We start from the raw sequence: 14,400 nt of genomic DNA, 5'->3' as shown, positions 1-14,400 counted from the left end.
TTATACAGCCACTTTTAGTGATTCTTTTCTTTTTAATAAAACTTTTTTGTAATCGTGAGGAATAACTTTAACAAACTTGCTAAGCTCACCCACCCAGTTTTCTAATACTTTTTGTGCTACCGCACTTCCGGTATTTTTAATGTGGTTTTCTAGCATTTTTCTTAAAAAATCTTGGTCATCCTCTTCAAGTGGATCGATGCCAACCATGCCCTTGTTGCACAGCTTATCAAATGAACTGTCTTTGTCATAGACATAAGCAATACCACCACTCATACCTGCGGCAAAGTTTTTACCCGTAGGACCTAGTACTACTACGTGCCCACCTGTCATGTATTCACAAGCATGATCTCCTACTCCTTCTACCACTACGTTTACTCCAGAGTTTCTCACACAGAAGCGCTCTCCGGCCATACCTCTAATATAGGCCTCACCCTTAGTGGCTCCATAAAAGGCCACGTTACCAATAATTATATTCTCTTCAGCTACAATAGTTGAAGTATGATCTGGGTATACAGAAAGATGACCGCCACACATTCCCTTACCGAAGTAGTCATTCGATTCTCCTTCCAAGTTAAAGTGAACTCCCGAGGTTAAAAAGGCTCCGAAGCTCTGTCCTGCTGACCCTCTGAATTTAAATTCCAGAGTGCCATCTGGCAGCCCTTCGCCCTTATATATTTTACTGATTTCATTAGATAGAATAGCTCCTACTGCACGATCAGTGTTTTTAATAGGGAAGTCTTTGCTTACTTTGGTCTTGTTTTCTAAGGCAGGTTGGGCAGCCTTAACAAGTTCCCAATCTAGCACCATGTCTAGTTCATGATCCTGTTCTACTTGTTTGTAAATTCCTACGTGATCAGGTATGCTTTCTTTAAATAGAATAGGCGTTAGATCAAGACTCTTGTATTTCCAGTGATTAACGTTGCTTCTCACCTTTAATACATCGGTTTGGCCTACCATTTCATTAATGGTTCTGAAACCGAGTTGTGCCATAATTTGTCTCAAATCTTCAGCTAAGAAGGTGAAGAAATTTACTACATGGTCAGGGTCTCCGGTGAATAGCTTTCTTAAATCTTTATTTTGAGTAGCTATACCTACTGGGCAGGTGTTAAGATGGCATTTTCTCATCATGATACACCCTTCCACTACTAATGCAGCCGTAGATATTCCCCATTCTTCTGCTCCGAGAAGCGTAGCTATGGCCAAGTCTCTACCTGTTCTGAGCTGCCCATCAGTTTGTACGGTGATACGGCTTCTTAAATCATTCTTTACCAAGGTTTGGTGAGCCTCAGCTAAACCAAGCTCCCAAGGTAAACCTGCATGGCGGATAGAGCTCAAAGGAGAGGCTCCTGTACCCCCATCAGCTCCTGAAATAAGCACTACATCAGCGTTAGCTTTGCTTACGCCAGCTGCTACCGTACCTACTCCAGCTTCTGATACTAGTTTTACGTTTATTCTTGCGTTTCTATTGGCATTCTTTAAATCAAAGATCAGCTGAGCAAGATCCTCTATGGAATAAATATCATGGTGTGGAGGAGGGGAAATAAGCCCAACACCAGGAGTAGAGTGTCTTACTTTTCCGATCCAGTCATCTACTTTGTGGCCTGGCAACTGGCCGCCTTCACCTGGCTTAGCGCCTTGAGCCATTTTTATTTGTAGTTCGTCAGCGTTAGATAAGTAGTAGCTGGTTACACCAAACCTACCAGATGCTACCTGCTTGATGGCAGATCTTTCCCAATCGCCATTTTCTTTTCTTTCAAACCTTATTTCGTCTTCACCACCTTCCCCACTGTTACTTTTTGCTCCTATGCGGTTCATAGCGATAGCCAATGTGGTGTGTGCTTCATGCGAAATAGAACCAAAAGACATGGCTCCTGTCGCAAATCTTTTGAAGATCTCTTCCTTAGGCTCTACTTCTTCTATCGGAATTGAGTTCCTGCTTTTGAAGTCTAAAAGGCCGCGTAAGGTTAAAGCATCTCTGGTCTGATCATTGATCTTCTGAGCGTACTTTTTGTAGAGATCAAAATTATTGGTTTTGGTAGAGTGCTGTAATAAGTGTATGGTTTCGGGGTTAAAAGTGTGTCTTTCCCCTCTGCGTTTCCATTGGTAAACACCTCCTGTTTCAAGGGTTTTGGTGTTAGCATAATAAGCTCCTCTATGTCTGGCTAATACTTCAATGGCCAAACCATCAAAATCAAGGCCGTCGATTCTCGAAATGGTGCCTTTAAAACACCTATCTATTACTTTTTTGCTTAGGCCCAGCGCTTCAAATATTTGAGCCGATTGATATGACTGCAAAGTGCTTATTCCCATTTTAGAAAGCACTTTTAATAAACCATATCCAATGGCTTTTTGATAATTGCCTACTGCTTCTTCTTCAGTAATATTCTGCTCTAAAAGATTATCTTCGTGAAGCTCTTTTATTGATTCCAGAGCCAAATATGGATTAATAGCACTGGCCCCATAGCCTATTATGGTGGCAAAATGATGAGTTTCTCTTACATCACCGGCTTCTACTACTAAGCCTGCTTTAGTTCTTATTTTATTTTTTACCAGATGTTGATGTATAGCACCAGTGGCAAGTAGTGACGGTATAGGAGCATGTTCTTTATCTACAGCTCTATCTGAAATAATCAGTACTTTTTTGCCAGCTCTTACCGCTTTTTCAGCTGCTTCACAGATAGCATCAAGACCTTGTTCCAATCTGCCTGCTTCTCCATCAGCTAAAAAAACCGAGTTGATTACCTGATAGTCAAACCCGAAGTTGGCCAAGTTCTTAAACTTCTGAAGATCAGAGTTAAGTAACACTGGTTGCGAAATATGGATTTGTTTAGTGTGCTCGGGCGTTTCTTCTAATATGTTTAAACTTTCTCCCACTCTGGTAAATAAAGACATTACCATTCTTTCCCTAATAGGATCGATAGGAGGGTTACTCACCTGGGCAAATAACTGTTTGAAATAACTGGATATATGCTGACTTTGGTCTGACAATACGGCAAGCGGAGTATCTGCTCCCATAGAACCGATGGGTTCAGTGCCACTCACTGCCATTGGCCCTAAAATTACTTTTAGGTCTTCTTTTGTATATCCAAAGGCTTTTTGTCTGAGATCCAGGGTCTCTTTATTATAGCCGATCTCCACCTTTGCTGGCTGAGGGATTAGTCTTAGCTTAGTTCTATGATCTTTGATCCACTTATCATAAGGGCTTTTTTTACTTACCTGAGACTTTACTTCATCATCATATACTACTTCACCTTTTTCAAGGTCCACCAAAAGCATTTTTCCTGGTTGCATTCGGCCGTTGCTCACTACATTCTCAGGTTTCACTATTAGAGCTCCTGTCTCAGATGATACTACTAGTCTTCCATCTTTAGTAATGCAGTATCTTGAAGGTCGTAAGCCATTTCTATCAAGAGTAGCTCCTATCTGTTTTCCGTCAGTAAATACCAGGGCTGCAGGTCCGTCCCAAGGCTCCATAAGAGAGGCATGATATTTATAAAAAGCCTTTCTATCGGCATCCATTAATTCGTTATCTTCCCATGCTTCTGGTACCATCATCATCATTACATGTGGTAGCGATCTTCCGCTGAGTACCAGCATCTCTACCAAAGCATCAAAATTGGCAGAGTCAGAATGGGCAGGATTAGTAATAGGCAATAACATCTTCAATTCTTCATCAGAGAAGAGGGTAGATTTCATCATGGCCTCTTTAGACTTCATTTTAGTAACATTACCTCTAATGGTGTTGATTTCTCCATTGTGGGCTATGTACCTGAAAGGTTGCGCGAGCTTCCAGTTAGGGAAGGTATTGGTGCTAAATCTGGAATGTATAATAGCTAGAGCAGATGTTACGTGCTCGTTTTGTAAATCATAATAATATGGCCTTAGCTGGTTAGTTCTCAGCTGTCCTTTGTAGACCATTGTTTTGCTAGAAAGACTAGGCACATAGAAGTCATGATTGTTTCCCTTTACATGATGACCGATGTAGTGTGTGGTATGATTTCTTAATACAAAGAGTTTCCTCTCTAAGGCATCGGTGGTGATGTCTTCGTCTTTATGTTTTAAAAATATTTGCTCAATTACAGGCTCTACTTTCCTGGCTCCAGAACCTGGTATGTTATGGTTAACGGGTACGCTCCTATAGCCTAATAGGATAAAGCCCATTTCCTCTGCATGTTTTTCAAATATTGTACGACATTCGTTTCGTACGGCGGGGTTTACGGGGAAGAATATCATTCCTGCTCCATACTTTCCAGCTTCAGGTAATTCAAAGCCGTGCTCACTACATTCTTTAGCGAGGAAATCGTGTGGAATCTGAATTAGAATACCAGCGCCATCACCAGTTTCAGGATCACTGCCGGTACCACCTCTGTGCTCCATGTTTTCAAGCATATCTATAGCATCTTGAACAATGGTGGAGGATTTGCTACCATCAATATTGGCAATGCAACCTATTCCGCAGGCGTCATGTTCTAGCTCTGGGGTGTACAACCCCCGCTGTTGATCACTTTTCATAAGCATAATAATTTTTTAGGGATTGGCTAATGGAATTTAGCCGTTGAGTGACTCTTACAAAGAATACACTGTATAAATTTCTATGTAATTAACGAAAAATTCGCATTAAATACATAAAAGGTGGAGTTATTTTATCATTTTTTGAAAGAGTGCTCAACTAAATTTAAAATTTATCAATTTTAAATCGTTTGCGAAAATTTTTATTCTGTCTACAGCATTTGCTACTGCTTAACAGCCTGAACCATCTCCTTTTTTCCAGGAGGGCCTGGTAAGGAATTTACAGTTAACCCTAGGTTTTTTAGGTCTCTTTTTAACTGGCCTTTGGCGCAATAAGTAACAAATACGGCATCAGGCTTCATGGCCTGAACGATCTTATTCAAAATATCATAGCTCCAGAGCTCCTCTTGCTTGCTGGGAGCGAAGGCATCAAAATATATGATGTCAAAGGCAGCTTCCGGCAATGAAAATTCCTCCAGCTTTTTATCTATTTTTTTTAACAAAAAATGGTTGTGAATTGGTTCATCTATATTCCATTTGCTTTGATGGATTTTAGAGAACCACTCTGGTGCCTCTGGTGCTTTTAAATAATTACAATAGTTTAAATGATCTGTAAGTTCAGCTTTTAATGGGTAGGCTTCTATGGAGGTGAAGTTTATTTTCAGCTGATGATCATGGGCATACTCTGCCGTAAGTAGTGCATTAAGGCCGGTGCCTAAACCTACTTCAAAAATAGAGCAGGAAGGCTGCGTGGCTTGTTGTGTTTTATATTGAAGACCTGATTTAATAAATACATGTACAGATTCTTGTACTGCTCCATGAAAAGAATGATAGGTTTCGTTTAAGCGAGATACATACAGGCTGTGTGAGCCGTCGTCTGTAGTGATTAATTTTATATCAGGTTGTTTGCTCATTTTATTATTAATACAGTGGCATAGGCAGAAACCCCATCTTCTCTACCTACAAATCCAAGCTTTTCGGTGGTGGTGGCTTTTATTGAAATATCTTCTTCTGGAATTCCCATAACCTCAGCAAGGCAGGTTTTCATTTCCGGAATGTGAGGGTTTACCTTAGGTTGTTGTAAGCAAATGGTACTATCAATATTGCTGATCTCCCATCCTTTTTCTCGGATCAGCTTCATTACCTCTTTTAGCAATATTTTACTATCGATGCCTTTATATTTGGGATCTTTGTCAGAGAAGTGAAAGCCAATGTCTCTCATATTGGCCGCTCCTAAAAGTGCATCGCAGATTACATGAATAAGCACGTCGGCATCGGAGTGGCCTACGGCACCTTTAGTGTGATCCAGCTTTATTCCTCCTAACCAAAAATCGTAGCCTTCTTGCAGCTGGTGTACATCGTATCCAAAACCTGTTCTTATTTTCATGCGTTTTTTTCTTTTGATTTATAATATAAAACGGAGCAGTTAGTTTCTCTAAGGATCATAGGAGCTAATTTTTCTATATGCTCTTTAGTTACTTCTTGAATGAGGTCTGCTTCTTGGTTTACAAAGTTCGTATCTCCAGAAAGCGAGGCAAATGCTAATGCTCGTGCGCGGTTCAAAATTTCTACCTCGGAAAAAACTAGAGTAGATTCGGCCTGATTTTTTACTTTTTCTAACTCAGCCTCTTCAATACCGTTGGCCAGTAAATCATGTATTACACTCCAAACTTGCTCTTCTGCTTTTTCAATAGTTATATTTTCAGATACCCTGCCTGTAATTACCAGCAGTCCGGGATCAATGGAGCCAGTCACATAAGCATTGATAGTGCTGAAAAATGATTGTTCTTTGACGAGTTTCTGATATAGTCTGGAAGACTTCTCACGGCCTAAAATATCGCTGATAAGATCTACAGCAGTGTACTCAGGGTCAAATTTGCCAGGCATGTGGAATGCCATGGTAAGCATGTCTGAAGGCACATCCTCAATAATTTCCATAAACCTCTTTTCGCTTTGAATGGGTTCTTTTGGCAGGTTGCGAACATACGCTTCTCCTCTAGGAATAGGGCCGAACCATTTTTCTGAAAGAACTTTTACTTCTTCTGTGTCAACATGGCCCGCCACTACTATAATGGCCTGGTTGGGTACATAGTGTTTATAGAAGAAAGCTTTAACGTCATCCATGGTCGCTTCTTCAATATGGCGAATTTCTTTACCAATAGTAGGCCATTGGTAAGGGTGCTTTTTATAAGCCAGTGGCCTGAATTTTAACCATAGGTCACCGTAAGGTTGATTAAGGTACCTTTGCTTAAATTCTTCTATTACTACTTTTTGTTGTGTCTTTAGTACTTTAGGGTCAAAGGAAAGTCCCAGCATTCTGTCTGATTCTAGCCAAAAACCTGTTTCCAGATTCTGTGGGGGCACTGTAAGGTAATAGTTCGTGATATCAGGATTGGTGAAGGCGTTATTCTCTCCACCAGCTTCCTGTAAAGGTTCATCATAATTCAGTATGTTTTTAGAGCCTCCAAACATCAGGTGCTCAAAAAGATGAGCGAAGCCTGTTTTTTCTGGAGATTCATCTCTTGAACCTACATCATATAAAATGTTTATTACCGCAGACTGTACACTTTTGTCTTCATGTACTATTACCCGCAACCCATTATCTAAAGTGAAGCTGTTGTATTTGATCATTAGCAGACAAAAATAAAAATATAACAACACTTTGCAGATATAGCCAATACTTTAATTTTGTTTGAAATCAATACACGGAAATATGAATTTTGATCGCAAGGAGTATACAGATCAGGAGTTGAAGGCCTTATATGAAGGACTTTTAAGACCGCGCATGATAGAAGAAAAGATGTTGATATTACTCCGGCAAGGTAAAGTGAGTAAATGGTTTTCCGGTATTGGACAGGAAGCTATTTCTGTAGGAGCGACATCTGCACTTCGCTCTGATGAATATATTCTGCCTATGCACAGAAATCTTGGGGTATTCACCTCTAGAAATATTCCGTATAATAAATTGTTTGCTCAGTTTCAGGGTAAGCTTTCTGGTTTCACTAAAGGTAGGGATCGGTCTTTCCATTTTGGGACTAATGAACATCATATTATAGGTATGATCTCTCACTTGGGGCCGCAGCTGTCAGTGGCTGATGGCATTGCTTTGGCTAATAAGTTGAAAGGAGAGAGAAAGGCAACAGTGGTGTTTACTGGTGATGGTGGCGCTAGCCAGGGAGAGTTTCACGAGGCACTCAATGTGGCTGCTGTTTGGGACTTGCCAGTAATATTCGTGATTGAAAATAATGGGTATGGCCTTTCTACCCCGGTAAGTGAGCAGTATAGGTGCTCTAGCTTTGTAGATAAAGGTATTGGTTATGGGGTAGATGCCATTAAGATTGATGGTAATAATGTCCTTGAGGTCTATAATACTATTTCTCAATTGACAGATAACATGAGGGCGAATCACAAACCTGTGATCGTGGAAGCTATCACATTTAGAATGAGAGGCCATGAGGAGGCATCAGGAACTAAATATGTGCCTAAAGAGCTTTTAGACAAATGGTCACTTAAAGACCCTGTAGAAAATTATGAAGCATTCCTTTTAAAGGAGAATATAATAACAAGGGCTTATATAGATAAACTTAGAAAGGTAATTCAAAAAGAAATAGATGAAGGGTTGAAGCATGCTTATGCAGAGGCAATACCTGAAGCATCAGCCGAAAAAGAGCTTAACGATGTGTATGCTCCTCATGATTATAGAGAAATTAAACCTGCTAGTGATAAAACTTCGGAAAAACGGTTGGTAGATGCTATCTCTGATGCACTCAAACAAAGCTTAGAGAGAAACTCTGAGCTAGTGGTGATGGGGCAAGACATAGCGGAGTATGGTGGTGTTTTTAAAGTAACAGAAGGTTTTGTGGAGCTTTTTGGAAAAGAAAGAATAAGAAATACGCCTCTTTGCGAATCTGCTATTATAGGTATTGGCTTAGGTATGTCTATCAAAAAGCAGAAGAGTGTTATAGAAATGCAGTTTGCTGATTTTGTGACCTGTGGTTTTAATCAAATAGTAAATAACTTGGCTAAGTCTTACTACCGATGGCAGCAAAATGCAGATGTGGTCATTCGAATGCCTGCAGGTGCTGGAGTTGGAGCTGGGCCTTTTCACAGCCAGTCAAATGAAGCTTGGTTTTTTCATACGCCAGGGTTAAAGGTGGTTTACCCATCTTCTCCTACAGAGGCAAAAGGTCTGCTGGCATCGGCTATAGAAGACCCTAATCCGGTTATTTATTTTGAGCACAAATATTTATATCGTTCACTGAGTGAATCTGTTCCTGATGACTATTATACTATCGAAATAGGTAAGGCCAGATTGGTAGAAGAAGGAGGGCAGTTGTCTATTATAACCTATGGTATGGGCGTTCATTGGGCTAAAGATGCCGTAAAAGAACTAGGAATCTCTGCAGATATTTTAGACTTAAGAACCCTGTTGCCTTGGGACAAGGAAGCAGTAAAGACCACGGTAATGAAAACTAACAGAGTTTTGATTTTACATGAAGATTGTCTTACAGGAGGGATAGCCGGAGAGCTGTCTGCCTGGATTGGAGAGCATTATTTTAAATACCTTGATGCTCCAGTATTTAGAGTAGCCAGCTTGGATAGTGCAGTGCCTTTTGCCTCTTCGCTGGAAGAAAACTTTCTTCCAAAAGGAAGGCTCAAACAAAAAATTGAGGAATTGCTGGAATTTTAATTAAATTAGTGCGTTTAAAGGCTAATTGAATTCTAATTTTTTAAGTGACCAGCCGGATTGAAGTTTACCTATCAAATACCATTTTTTGCAAAATTGCCAGTAATAAGGACATTATTCTATGGAATACTGCTCTTGTTTTTTATTGGCATGGCTTCTCCTGTGGCGCATGCTCAGGGCAAAAGATCCGAATATGAGAAGGTAAAAGCAAAGAAAAATAAAAAGAACAGAAGGCTCAAGAGAAGAGGTGATAAGGGCAAGTCTAATAGAGGGAAATTAAGAGCTACCAAGTTTAAAATCCGGTCGAGACAAGGAGAGAGAGCCTATCATGGAGATATAACAGGAAGAAAATACAAATCTAAACGTTCTACCAAGCCTCAATGGGGTGCTCGATTAGCATCTCCCAATCCTTATGCTGGCCGAAAAAGAATGAGTGAGGGGAGCAGGGCCAAAGCTAATAGACAAACACCGCGATATAGCTCCAGAAAAAGAGAGCGAGCAGGTAAGGCCGCAGGGCGTGCTTTTAATAGAACCTCAGCTAGAACCACTTTTACAGGAAAGCGCTATAGACAAAATTATATGTCAGCTACTCGTGATCCGGAAAGGTCTCGTAAAACCAAAAGGATTTCACCTCGTTCGGCATCCGGATCTTATAATGTAAGAAGAAAGAAAAGCCCTTATAGTGCTTTTAGAAAACGAAGCCCTTGGGAAAAAGCTTTTCAGGGCAATATTTCAGGTCGGAAATTCCAAACAAAACGAACTAACGAACGGCAAACAATAAAAAGACCAGGAAGAATAAAATATACTTCTTCTGGAGGTAGAAGAGGCGATAGAGCTTATAATGGCAATGTTCAAGGTGGGCATATTTCTGCTACTAAGAGAAGGGAAAGGGCCTGGAAAAATGATATCAGTGGCCATAAATTACGATCAAGAAATTCTAAAAAGCCAAATTTTGGAGGAGCACAATTTAATACTTATCCTAGAACTAAGAGAAAAGGAGATAAGGCTTATAAAGGGAAACTTAAAGGAGGAGGATTTAAATCCAGGAGTTCTAGAAAAGAGCGAAGCGGTACACCATTGCCTAGGTCAGGTTCACCTTCAGTAAGTAGTGGTTTTAAAGGGCGAGTAAGAGCCGGGAAACCGCTCAAAGGAGGTGGTAGCATTAGTGGCAAAAGAATGAATAATGGTGGGCGCGCTGTACAAAGCAGGTCTCCAAGGTCACAAGATACGCGTGTTGCAGGTTTTCAGGGCAATGTTAAAGGAGGTCGTATCCTTAAAGGAGGAGGCAGTATTAGTGGTCGCTCCAAAAACAACCATGGTAGACCAATAGATGGCAGAGGAGCGAGAAGACAAGATAAGCAAAATGCTAAATTTCAAGGTAATGTTAAAGGTGGCCGCATCTTCAAGGGTGGTGGCAGTATCAGTGGTCGGTCTAAAAATAATAATGGCAGACCCATACAAGGGCGTGGGCCTAGAAAGCAGGATAACCAAACTGCTAAATTTCAAGGTAATGCCAAGGGAGGCCGTATTTTTAAAGGAGGAGGAAGTATTAGTGGTCGCTCCAAGAATAATAATGGCAGACCTATACAAGGACGTGGGCCTAGGAAACAGGATAATCAAACTGCTAAATTCCAAGGCAATGTGAAAGGTGGTCGTATCTTCAAGGGAGGAGGTAGTATTAGTGATCGTTCTAGAAATAATAATGGAAGAGCTGTTCAGAGTAGATCTCCAAGATCGCAAGATACACGTATTGCAGGTTTTCAGGGTAACATAAAAGGAGGTCGTATTTTTAAAGGAGGAGGTAGTATTAGTGATCGTTCTAGAAATAACAAAGGAAGACCTGTAGAAGGTAGAGCCCCAAGAAAGCAAGATAATAGGATAGCGAAGTTTCAAGGCAATGTTAAGGCTGGAAAAGTGTTTAAGGGTGGCGGTAGCATAAGTGGACAGTTATGGAATAATAAAGAGAAGCCTATTAATAGCCGTTCTCCAAGAGATCAAGACAAGAAGTCGGCGGCATTTCAAGGCAATATTAAATTTAAGAAAGACCTGGTAAAGAAAAATGCAGCTAAGTCGGCCAACTTTACGGGTAATATAAAAATGTACCCTTACATGAATAAAACTGGGCCTGACGATGCCCATGTGTATAGAGGAGGTGTAAAGAGAAGTTTTAAATATAAAAAAGCTCCTCATGCTGCTGATGAGTCTATTAAAGTTAGAAAGCCAAATAAGGAATTTTTTAAAACAGGGAAATATACTGGTAACGTTAAAGACAAAAGAGTTTTCAAACAAAATCCATCGGCAGCCAGAGAATCATTAAAGAACAGACCTGCCGGGAAAGGTACAGCTAAGGGTATGGACTTTCAAGGGCGGTTTAAGGCAAACGTTACTTACAAAACCCGACCACATGCTGCAGATAATGCGCCTAAAGGCAAAGGCCCTTCAAGGGCTGCTATAAAAGCTAGTAGCTATCAGGGTAATATTAAAATGCAAAAAAAATGGGTAGGTAATAGACATCCTGACTTCAAGTATGTGAACATGAAGTCTAATGGCAAAAGAGAGAAAGAAAAAGTATTTAGTTTTAAGATATTGTGGTCTAAGTGGTTTAAAAAAGAGGAAAATCAGCCTCTGAATGTGAAACAGAAGGAAAGGAAACCAAGATACGATAAGAAAGAAGAAGGACTTTGGAACGATTAGAATATGAAGTGGAATAAAATAGACAATCAGGATCAAATAAATAATATAAAAGAAGAGTCAAAAGAGCAAATGGTGATGCTGTTTAAGCATAGTACCACTTGCCCTATTAGTAGTATGGCTCTAAATAGGTTGGAAAGATCATGGCAAGATGATGATGCCCAGGTGATAAAACCATACTTCTTGGATCTTTTGAAATACCGCAGTATTTCTAATGAAATAGCCGATACCTTTGGAGTGCAGCATGAGTCACCCCAGGTTATATTGATCAAAGAAGGGGAAGCTGTTTATAACAACTCCCACATGGGTATTAATTATTCAGAGATCATTGATCAGGCTAAAAGTTAAAGCTGATAGTTTGTTTGATGTCTGGAGATAAACTTAGGGCTACAGGGCATGTTTTCGCTGCTCTTTTAAGCACTTCTATTTGTTTAGGAGTGGCCTCCAGATGATCATGAGAAAAAGAGATAATAATTTCACTGATTTGCCTAGGGCTGGCAGACATAACTTTAGTTACTTCTGCTTTTAGCCCTTTCAGGTCTATATTTTCCTGAGCAGCTTTAATACCCATGATTGTAATCATACAGCTGCTTAAAGCAGATGCAACTAGATCAGTAGGAGAAAAAGCTTCTCCTTTGCCGTTGTTATCAAGAGGCGCATCGGTAATAATAGAGTTGTTAGATTTAAGGTGAGTTGCGCTTGTGCGTAGGTCACCTAAATATTCGGAAGTCATAGAGTGTGTCATAATTAGGGTTTCAGTAAAAACTAAAATTGAGCTATTTTCGTTAATAAATCTAAAATCCTTAAATTTATAAATTATTACTTTTTCTGTTGCTTAGTATGGGCAAAAAGCTATTATTTATACTTATTTTATTTACTCCTTTTTGGGGATTTTCTCAGTCTTTAGAGGCAGATAATTACGAATCTGAATTTATTTGGGGAGTAAATAAAAATACCGCTGGTGGGCTTATTGGTGGGCTGGTGGCTCGCAAGTCAAAAAGACTGAGTGACAGAATGTACCAAAGTTATGGCCTAGAGCTTATGAATGTAAAGCATGAGCGTGAATTGAGAATAACTTCTAATCAGGGAGGAGGCCAATTTATTTATGGTAAAAGTAACTATCTGTACGCTATCAGGTTGCAATATGGGAGAGAGTTAGTTCTATTTAGGAAGGCTCCTGAGCAGGGGGTGGAGATAAAAGCTATAGGCGCTATTGGTCCTTCAATAGGTTTACTTACGCCATATTATATTAGCTATTATAATGACCAAGGTAATTCAAATCTTAGTTATGCTCCTTATACTCCTGATGTAGATATTTCAAAGATTTACGGATCAGGAAGGATTTTCCAAGGACTTTTTGAGTCGCAGGTGAGAATAGGCGCTAATCTAAAAGCAGGCCTCAGTTTTGAGTTGGGGTCACAGAAAAGTCATGTTACAGGGTTTGAAGTAGGCTTTTTATTAGATGCTTATGCTGGCGAAGTAGAGCTTATGCCAGCTTACGATAACAGCTCTGTTTTTCCTACAGCTTTCATTACACTTTTCTACGGCAAGAGAAGATAGTTGAAACAGTGAGGTCTTAAATATTTATTATCTAGTTTTGTGTTGAGAATAATCATACCCTACTTATGATCGAATTACCAGTAATTTCAGAAGGAGAAGAAAAGAAAAAACGTAAACCAGACTGGCTAAGAGTAAAATTACCTATTGGTAAGGAATATGCTAAAGTGAGAAAACTGGTTGATAATCATAAATTACATACTATTTGTGAAAGTGGAAGCTGCCCTAATATGGGGGAATGCTGGGGTGCCGGTACGGCTACTTTTATGATTTTAGGTAATGTTTGTACCAGAAGTTGTACTTTTTGTGCAGTTGCTACAGGTAGGCCTCCGGAGTATGACGAGGAAGAGCCTAAACGTGTGGCGGAGGCCATTAAGCTAATGGGAGTAAAGCATGCTGTACTTACTTCGGTAAACAGAGACGAGCTAAAAGACAGAGGTGCCGAAATATGGTATCAAACAGTGAAGTTAACTAAAGAGCTATGTCCTGAAACTACTATAGAGACACTTATTCCTGATGTGAAAGGAAATTGGGATGCGCTGTATAGAATGATAGAGCCGGGACAAGAAGTAGTTTCTCATAATGTAGAAACTGTAGAAAGATTATATAGAAGAGTAAGGCCTCAAGCTAAATATCATAGAAGCCTTGAGCAAATTAAAAAGACTAAGGAAGCTGGTAAGAGAACTAAAACAGGCATCATGCTTGGTGTAGGAGAGACTCAAGATGAGGTACACAAAGCAATGGATGACTTGGCGGCTAATGGATTAGATATCCTTACATTAGGTCAGTACTTACAGCCTACTAAGATGCACCTTGAGGTGGCAGAGTTTATTCATCCTGATCAGTTTGATGCCTATAGAGAAGAAGGTTTAAAAAGAGGGCTTAAGTATGTGGAATCAGGACCTTTGGTGAGATCATCTTACCACGCAGAAAGACATGTAAATGTGCCTATTTGA

10 protein-coding genes are annotated in these 14,400 nt (G+C 39.9%); 5 read left to right on the top strand and 5 right to left on the bottom strand.

Translation table 11 applies throughout. The features are described from left to right. The 4 genes from gltB to JL102_RS12990 all read right to left on the bottom strand — a co-directional run bounded on the left by gltB (position 1) and on the right by JL102_RS12990 (position 7,140). Positions 1-4,512: a glutamate synthase large subunit gene (gene gltB / locus JL102_RS13005; protein ID WP_202244849.1), complete on the bottom strand. Its 4,512-nt coding sequence runs from the start codon at positions 4,510-4,512 to the stop codon at positions 1-3. 221 nt (positions 4,513-4,733) lie between these two features. Continuing rightward, entirely contained in the window at positions 4,734-5,423 is a 690-nt protein-coding gene (mnmD, locus tag JL102_RS13000; protein WP_202244848.1) for a tRNA (5-methylaminomethyl-2-thiouridine)(34)-methyltransferase MnmD, read from the bottom strand. Next, positions 5,420-5,896, bottom strand: a complete 477-nt coding sequence (gene ispF, locus JL102_RS12995; RefSeq protein ID WP_202244847.1) for a 2-C-methyl-D-erythritol 2,4-cyclodiphosphate synthase — start codon at positions 5,894-5,896, stop codon at positions 5,420-5,422. The genes mnmD and ispF overlap by 4 nt, the downstream gene beginning before the upstream one ends. Then, positions 5,893-7,140, bottom strand: a complete 1,248-nt coding sequence (locus tag JL102_RS12990) for a M16 family metallopeptidase (RefSeq protein ID WP_202244846.1) — start codon at positions 7,138-7,140, stop codon at positions 5,893-5,895. The genes ispF and JL102_RS12990 overlap by 4 nt, the downstream gene beginning before the upstream one ends. A gap of 82 nt (positions 7,141-7,222) precedes the next feature. Between JL102_RS12990 and JL102_RS12985 the strand changes: the two genes are divergently transcribed. Genes JL102_RS12985 through ytxJ form a run of 3 tightly spaced genes read left to right on the top strand, consistent with a single transcriptional unit; the run spans position 7,223 to position 12,235 of the window. Continuing rightward, entirely contained in the window at positions 7,223-9,199 is a 1,977-nt protein-coding gene (locus JL102_RS12985; protein ID WP_202244845.1) for an alpha-ketoacid dehydrogenase subunit alpha/beta, read from the top strand. A 57-nt stretch (positions 9,200-9,256) separates the two neighbouring features. Next, entirely contained in the window at positions 9,257-11,890 is a 2,634-nt protein-coding gene (locus JL102_RS12980) for a hypothetical protein (protein WP_202244844.1), read from the top strand. A gap of 3 nt (positions 11,891-11,893) precedes the next feature. Continuing rightward, complete coding sequence (gene ytxJ / locus JL102_RS12975; RefSeq protein ID WP_202244843.1) at positions 11,894-12,235, top strand: bacillithiol system redox-active protein YtxJ; 342 nt, start codon at positions 11,894-11,896, stop codon at positions 12,233-12,235. On the opposite strand, the gene JL102_RS12970 is transcribed toward ytxJ, so the two are convergent. Then, positions 12,225-12,632: an OsmC family protein gene (locus tag JL102_RS12970; RefSeq protein ID WP_237390576.1), complete on the bottom strand. Its 408-nt coding sequence runs from the start codon at positions 12,630-12,632 to the stop codon at positions 12,225-12,227. The genes ytxJ and JL102_RS12970 overlap by 11 nt on opposite strands. A gap of 95 nt (positions 12,633-12,727) precedes the next feature. On the opposite strand from JL102_RS12970, the gene JL102_RS12965 reads away from it, so the two are divergent. Continuing rightward, positions 12,728-13,447, top strand: coding sequence for a hypothetical protein (locus tag JL102_RS12965; RefSeq protein WP_202244842.1), 720 nt, complete (start codon positions 12,728-12,730; stop codon positions 13,445-13,447). Between the two features lie 65 nt (positions 13,448-13,512). Further along, positions 13,513-14,400 carry a lipoyl synthase gene (gene lipA / locus JL102_RS12960; RefSeq protein ID WP_202244841.1) on the top strand — a complete coding sequence of 296 codons (888 nt, stop codon included), beginning with the start codon at positions 13,513-13,515 and terminating at the stop codon, positions 14,398-14,400.

Origin of the sequence: Fulvivirga sediminis (assembly GCF_016757215.1) — a bacterium.
In the GTDB taxonomy this organism is placed as follows: domain Bacteria; phylum Bacteroidota; class Bacteroidia; order Cytophagales; family Cyclobacteriaceae; genus Fulvivirga; species Fulvivirga sediminis.
The sequence above is the reverse complement of the archived record's forward strand: the minus strand, read 5'-3'. Positions and strand labels throughout refer to the sequence as shown.

Coding starts and splice junctions, on each gene's coding strand:
- gltB (WP_202244849.1), bottom strand. CDS start 4,512: ATGAAAAGTGATCAACAGCGGGGGTTGTACACCCCAGAGCTAGAACAT.
- mnmD (WP_202244848.1), bottom strand. CDS start 5,423: ATGAGCAAACAACCTGATATAAAATTAATCACTACAGACGACGGCTCA.
- ispF (WP_202244847.1), bottom strand. CDS start 5,896: ATGAAAATAAGAACAGGTTTTGGATACGATGTACACCAGCTGCAAGAA.
- JL102_RS12990 (WP_202244846.1), bottom strand. CDS start 7,140: ATGATCAAATACAACAGCTTCACTTTAGATAATGGGTTGCGGGTAATA.
- JL102_RS12985 (WP_202244845.1), top strand. CDS start 7,223: ATGAATTTTGATCGCAAGGAGTATACAGATCAGGAGTTGAAGGCCTTA.
- ytxJ (WP_202244843.1), top strand. CDS start 11,894: ATGAAGTGGAATAAAATAGACAATCAGGATCAAATAAATAATATAAAA.
- JL102_RS12970 (WP_237390576.1), bottom strand. CDS start 12,632: ATGACACACTCTATGACTTCCGAATATTTAGGTGACCTACGCACAAGC.
- JL102_RS12965 (WP_202244842.1), top strand. CDS start 12,728: ATGGGCAAAAAGCTATTATTTATACTTATTTTATTTACTCCTTTTTGG.
- lipA (WP_202244841.1), top strand. CDS start 13,513: ATGATCGAATTACCAGTAATTTCAGAAGGAGAAGAAAAGAAAAAACGT.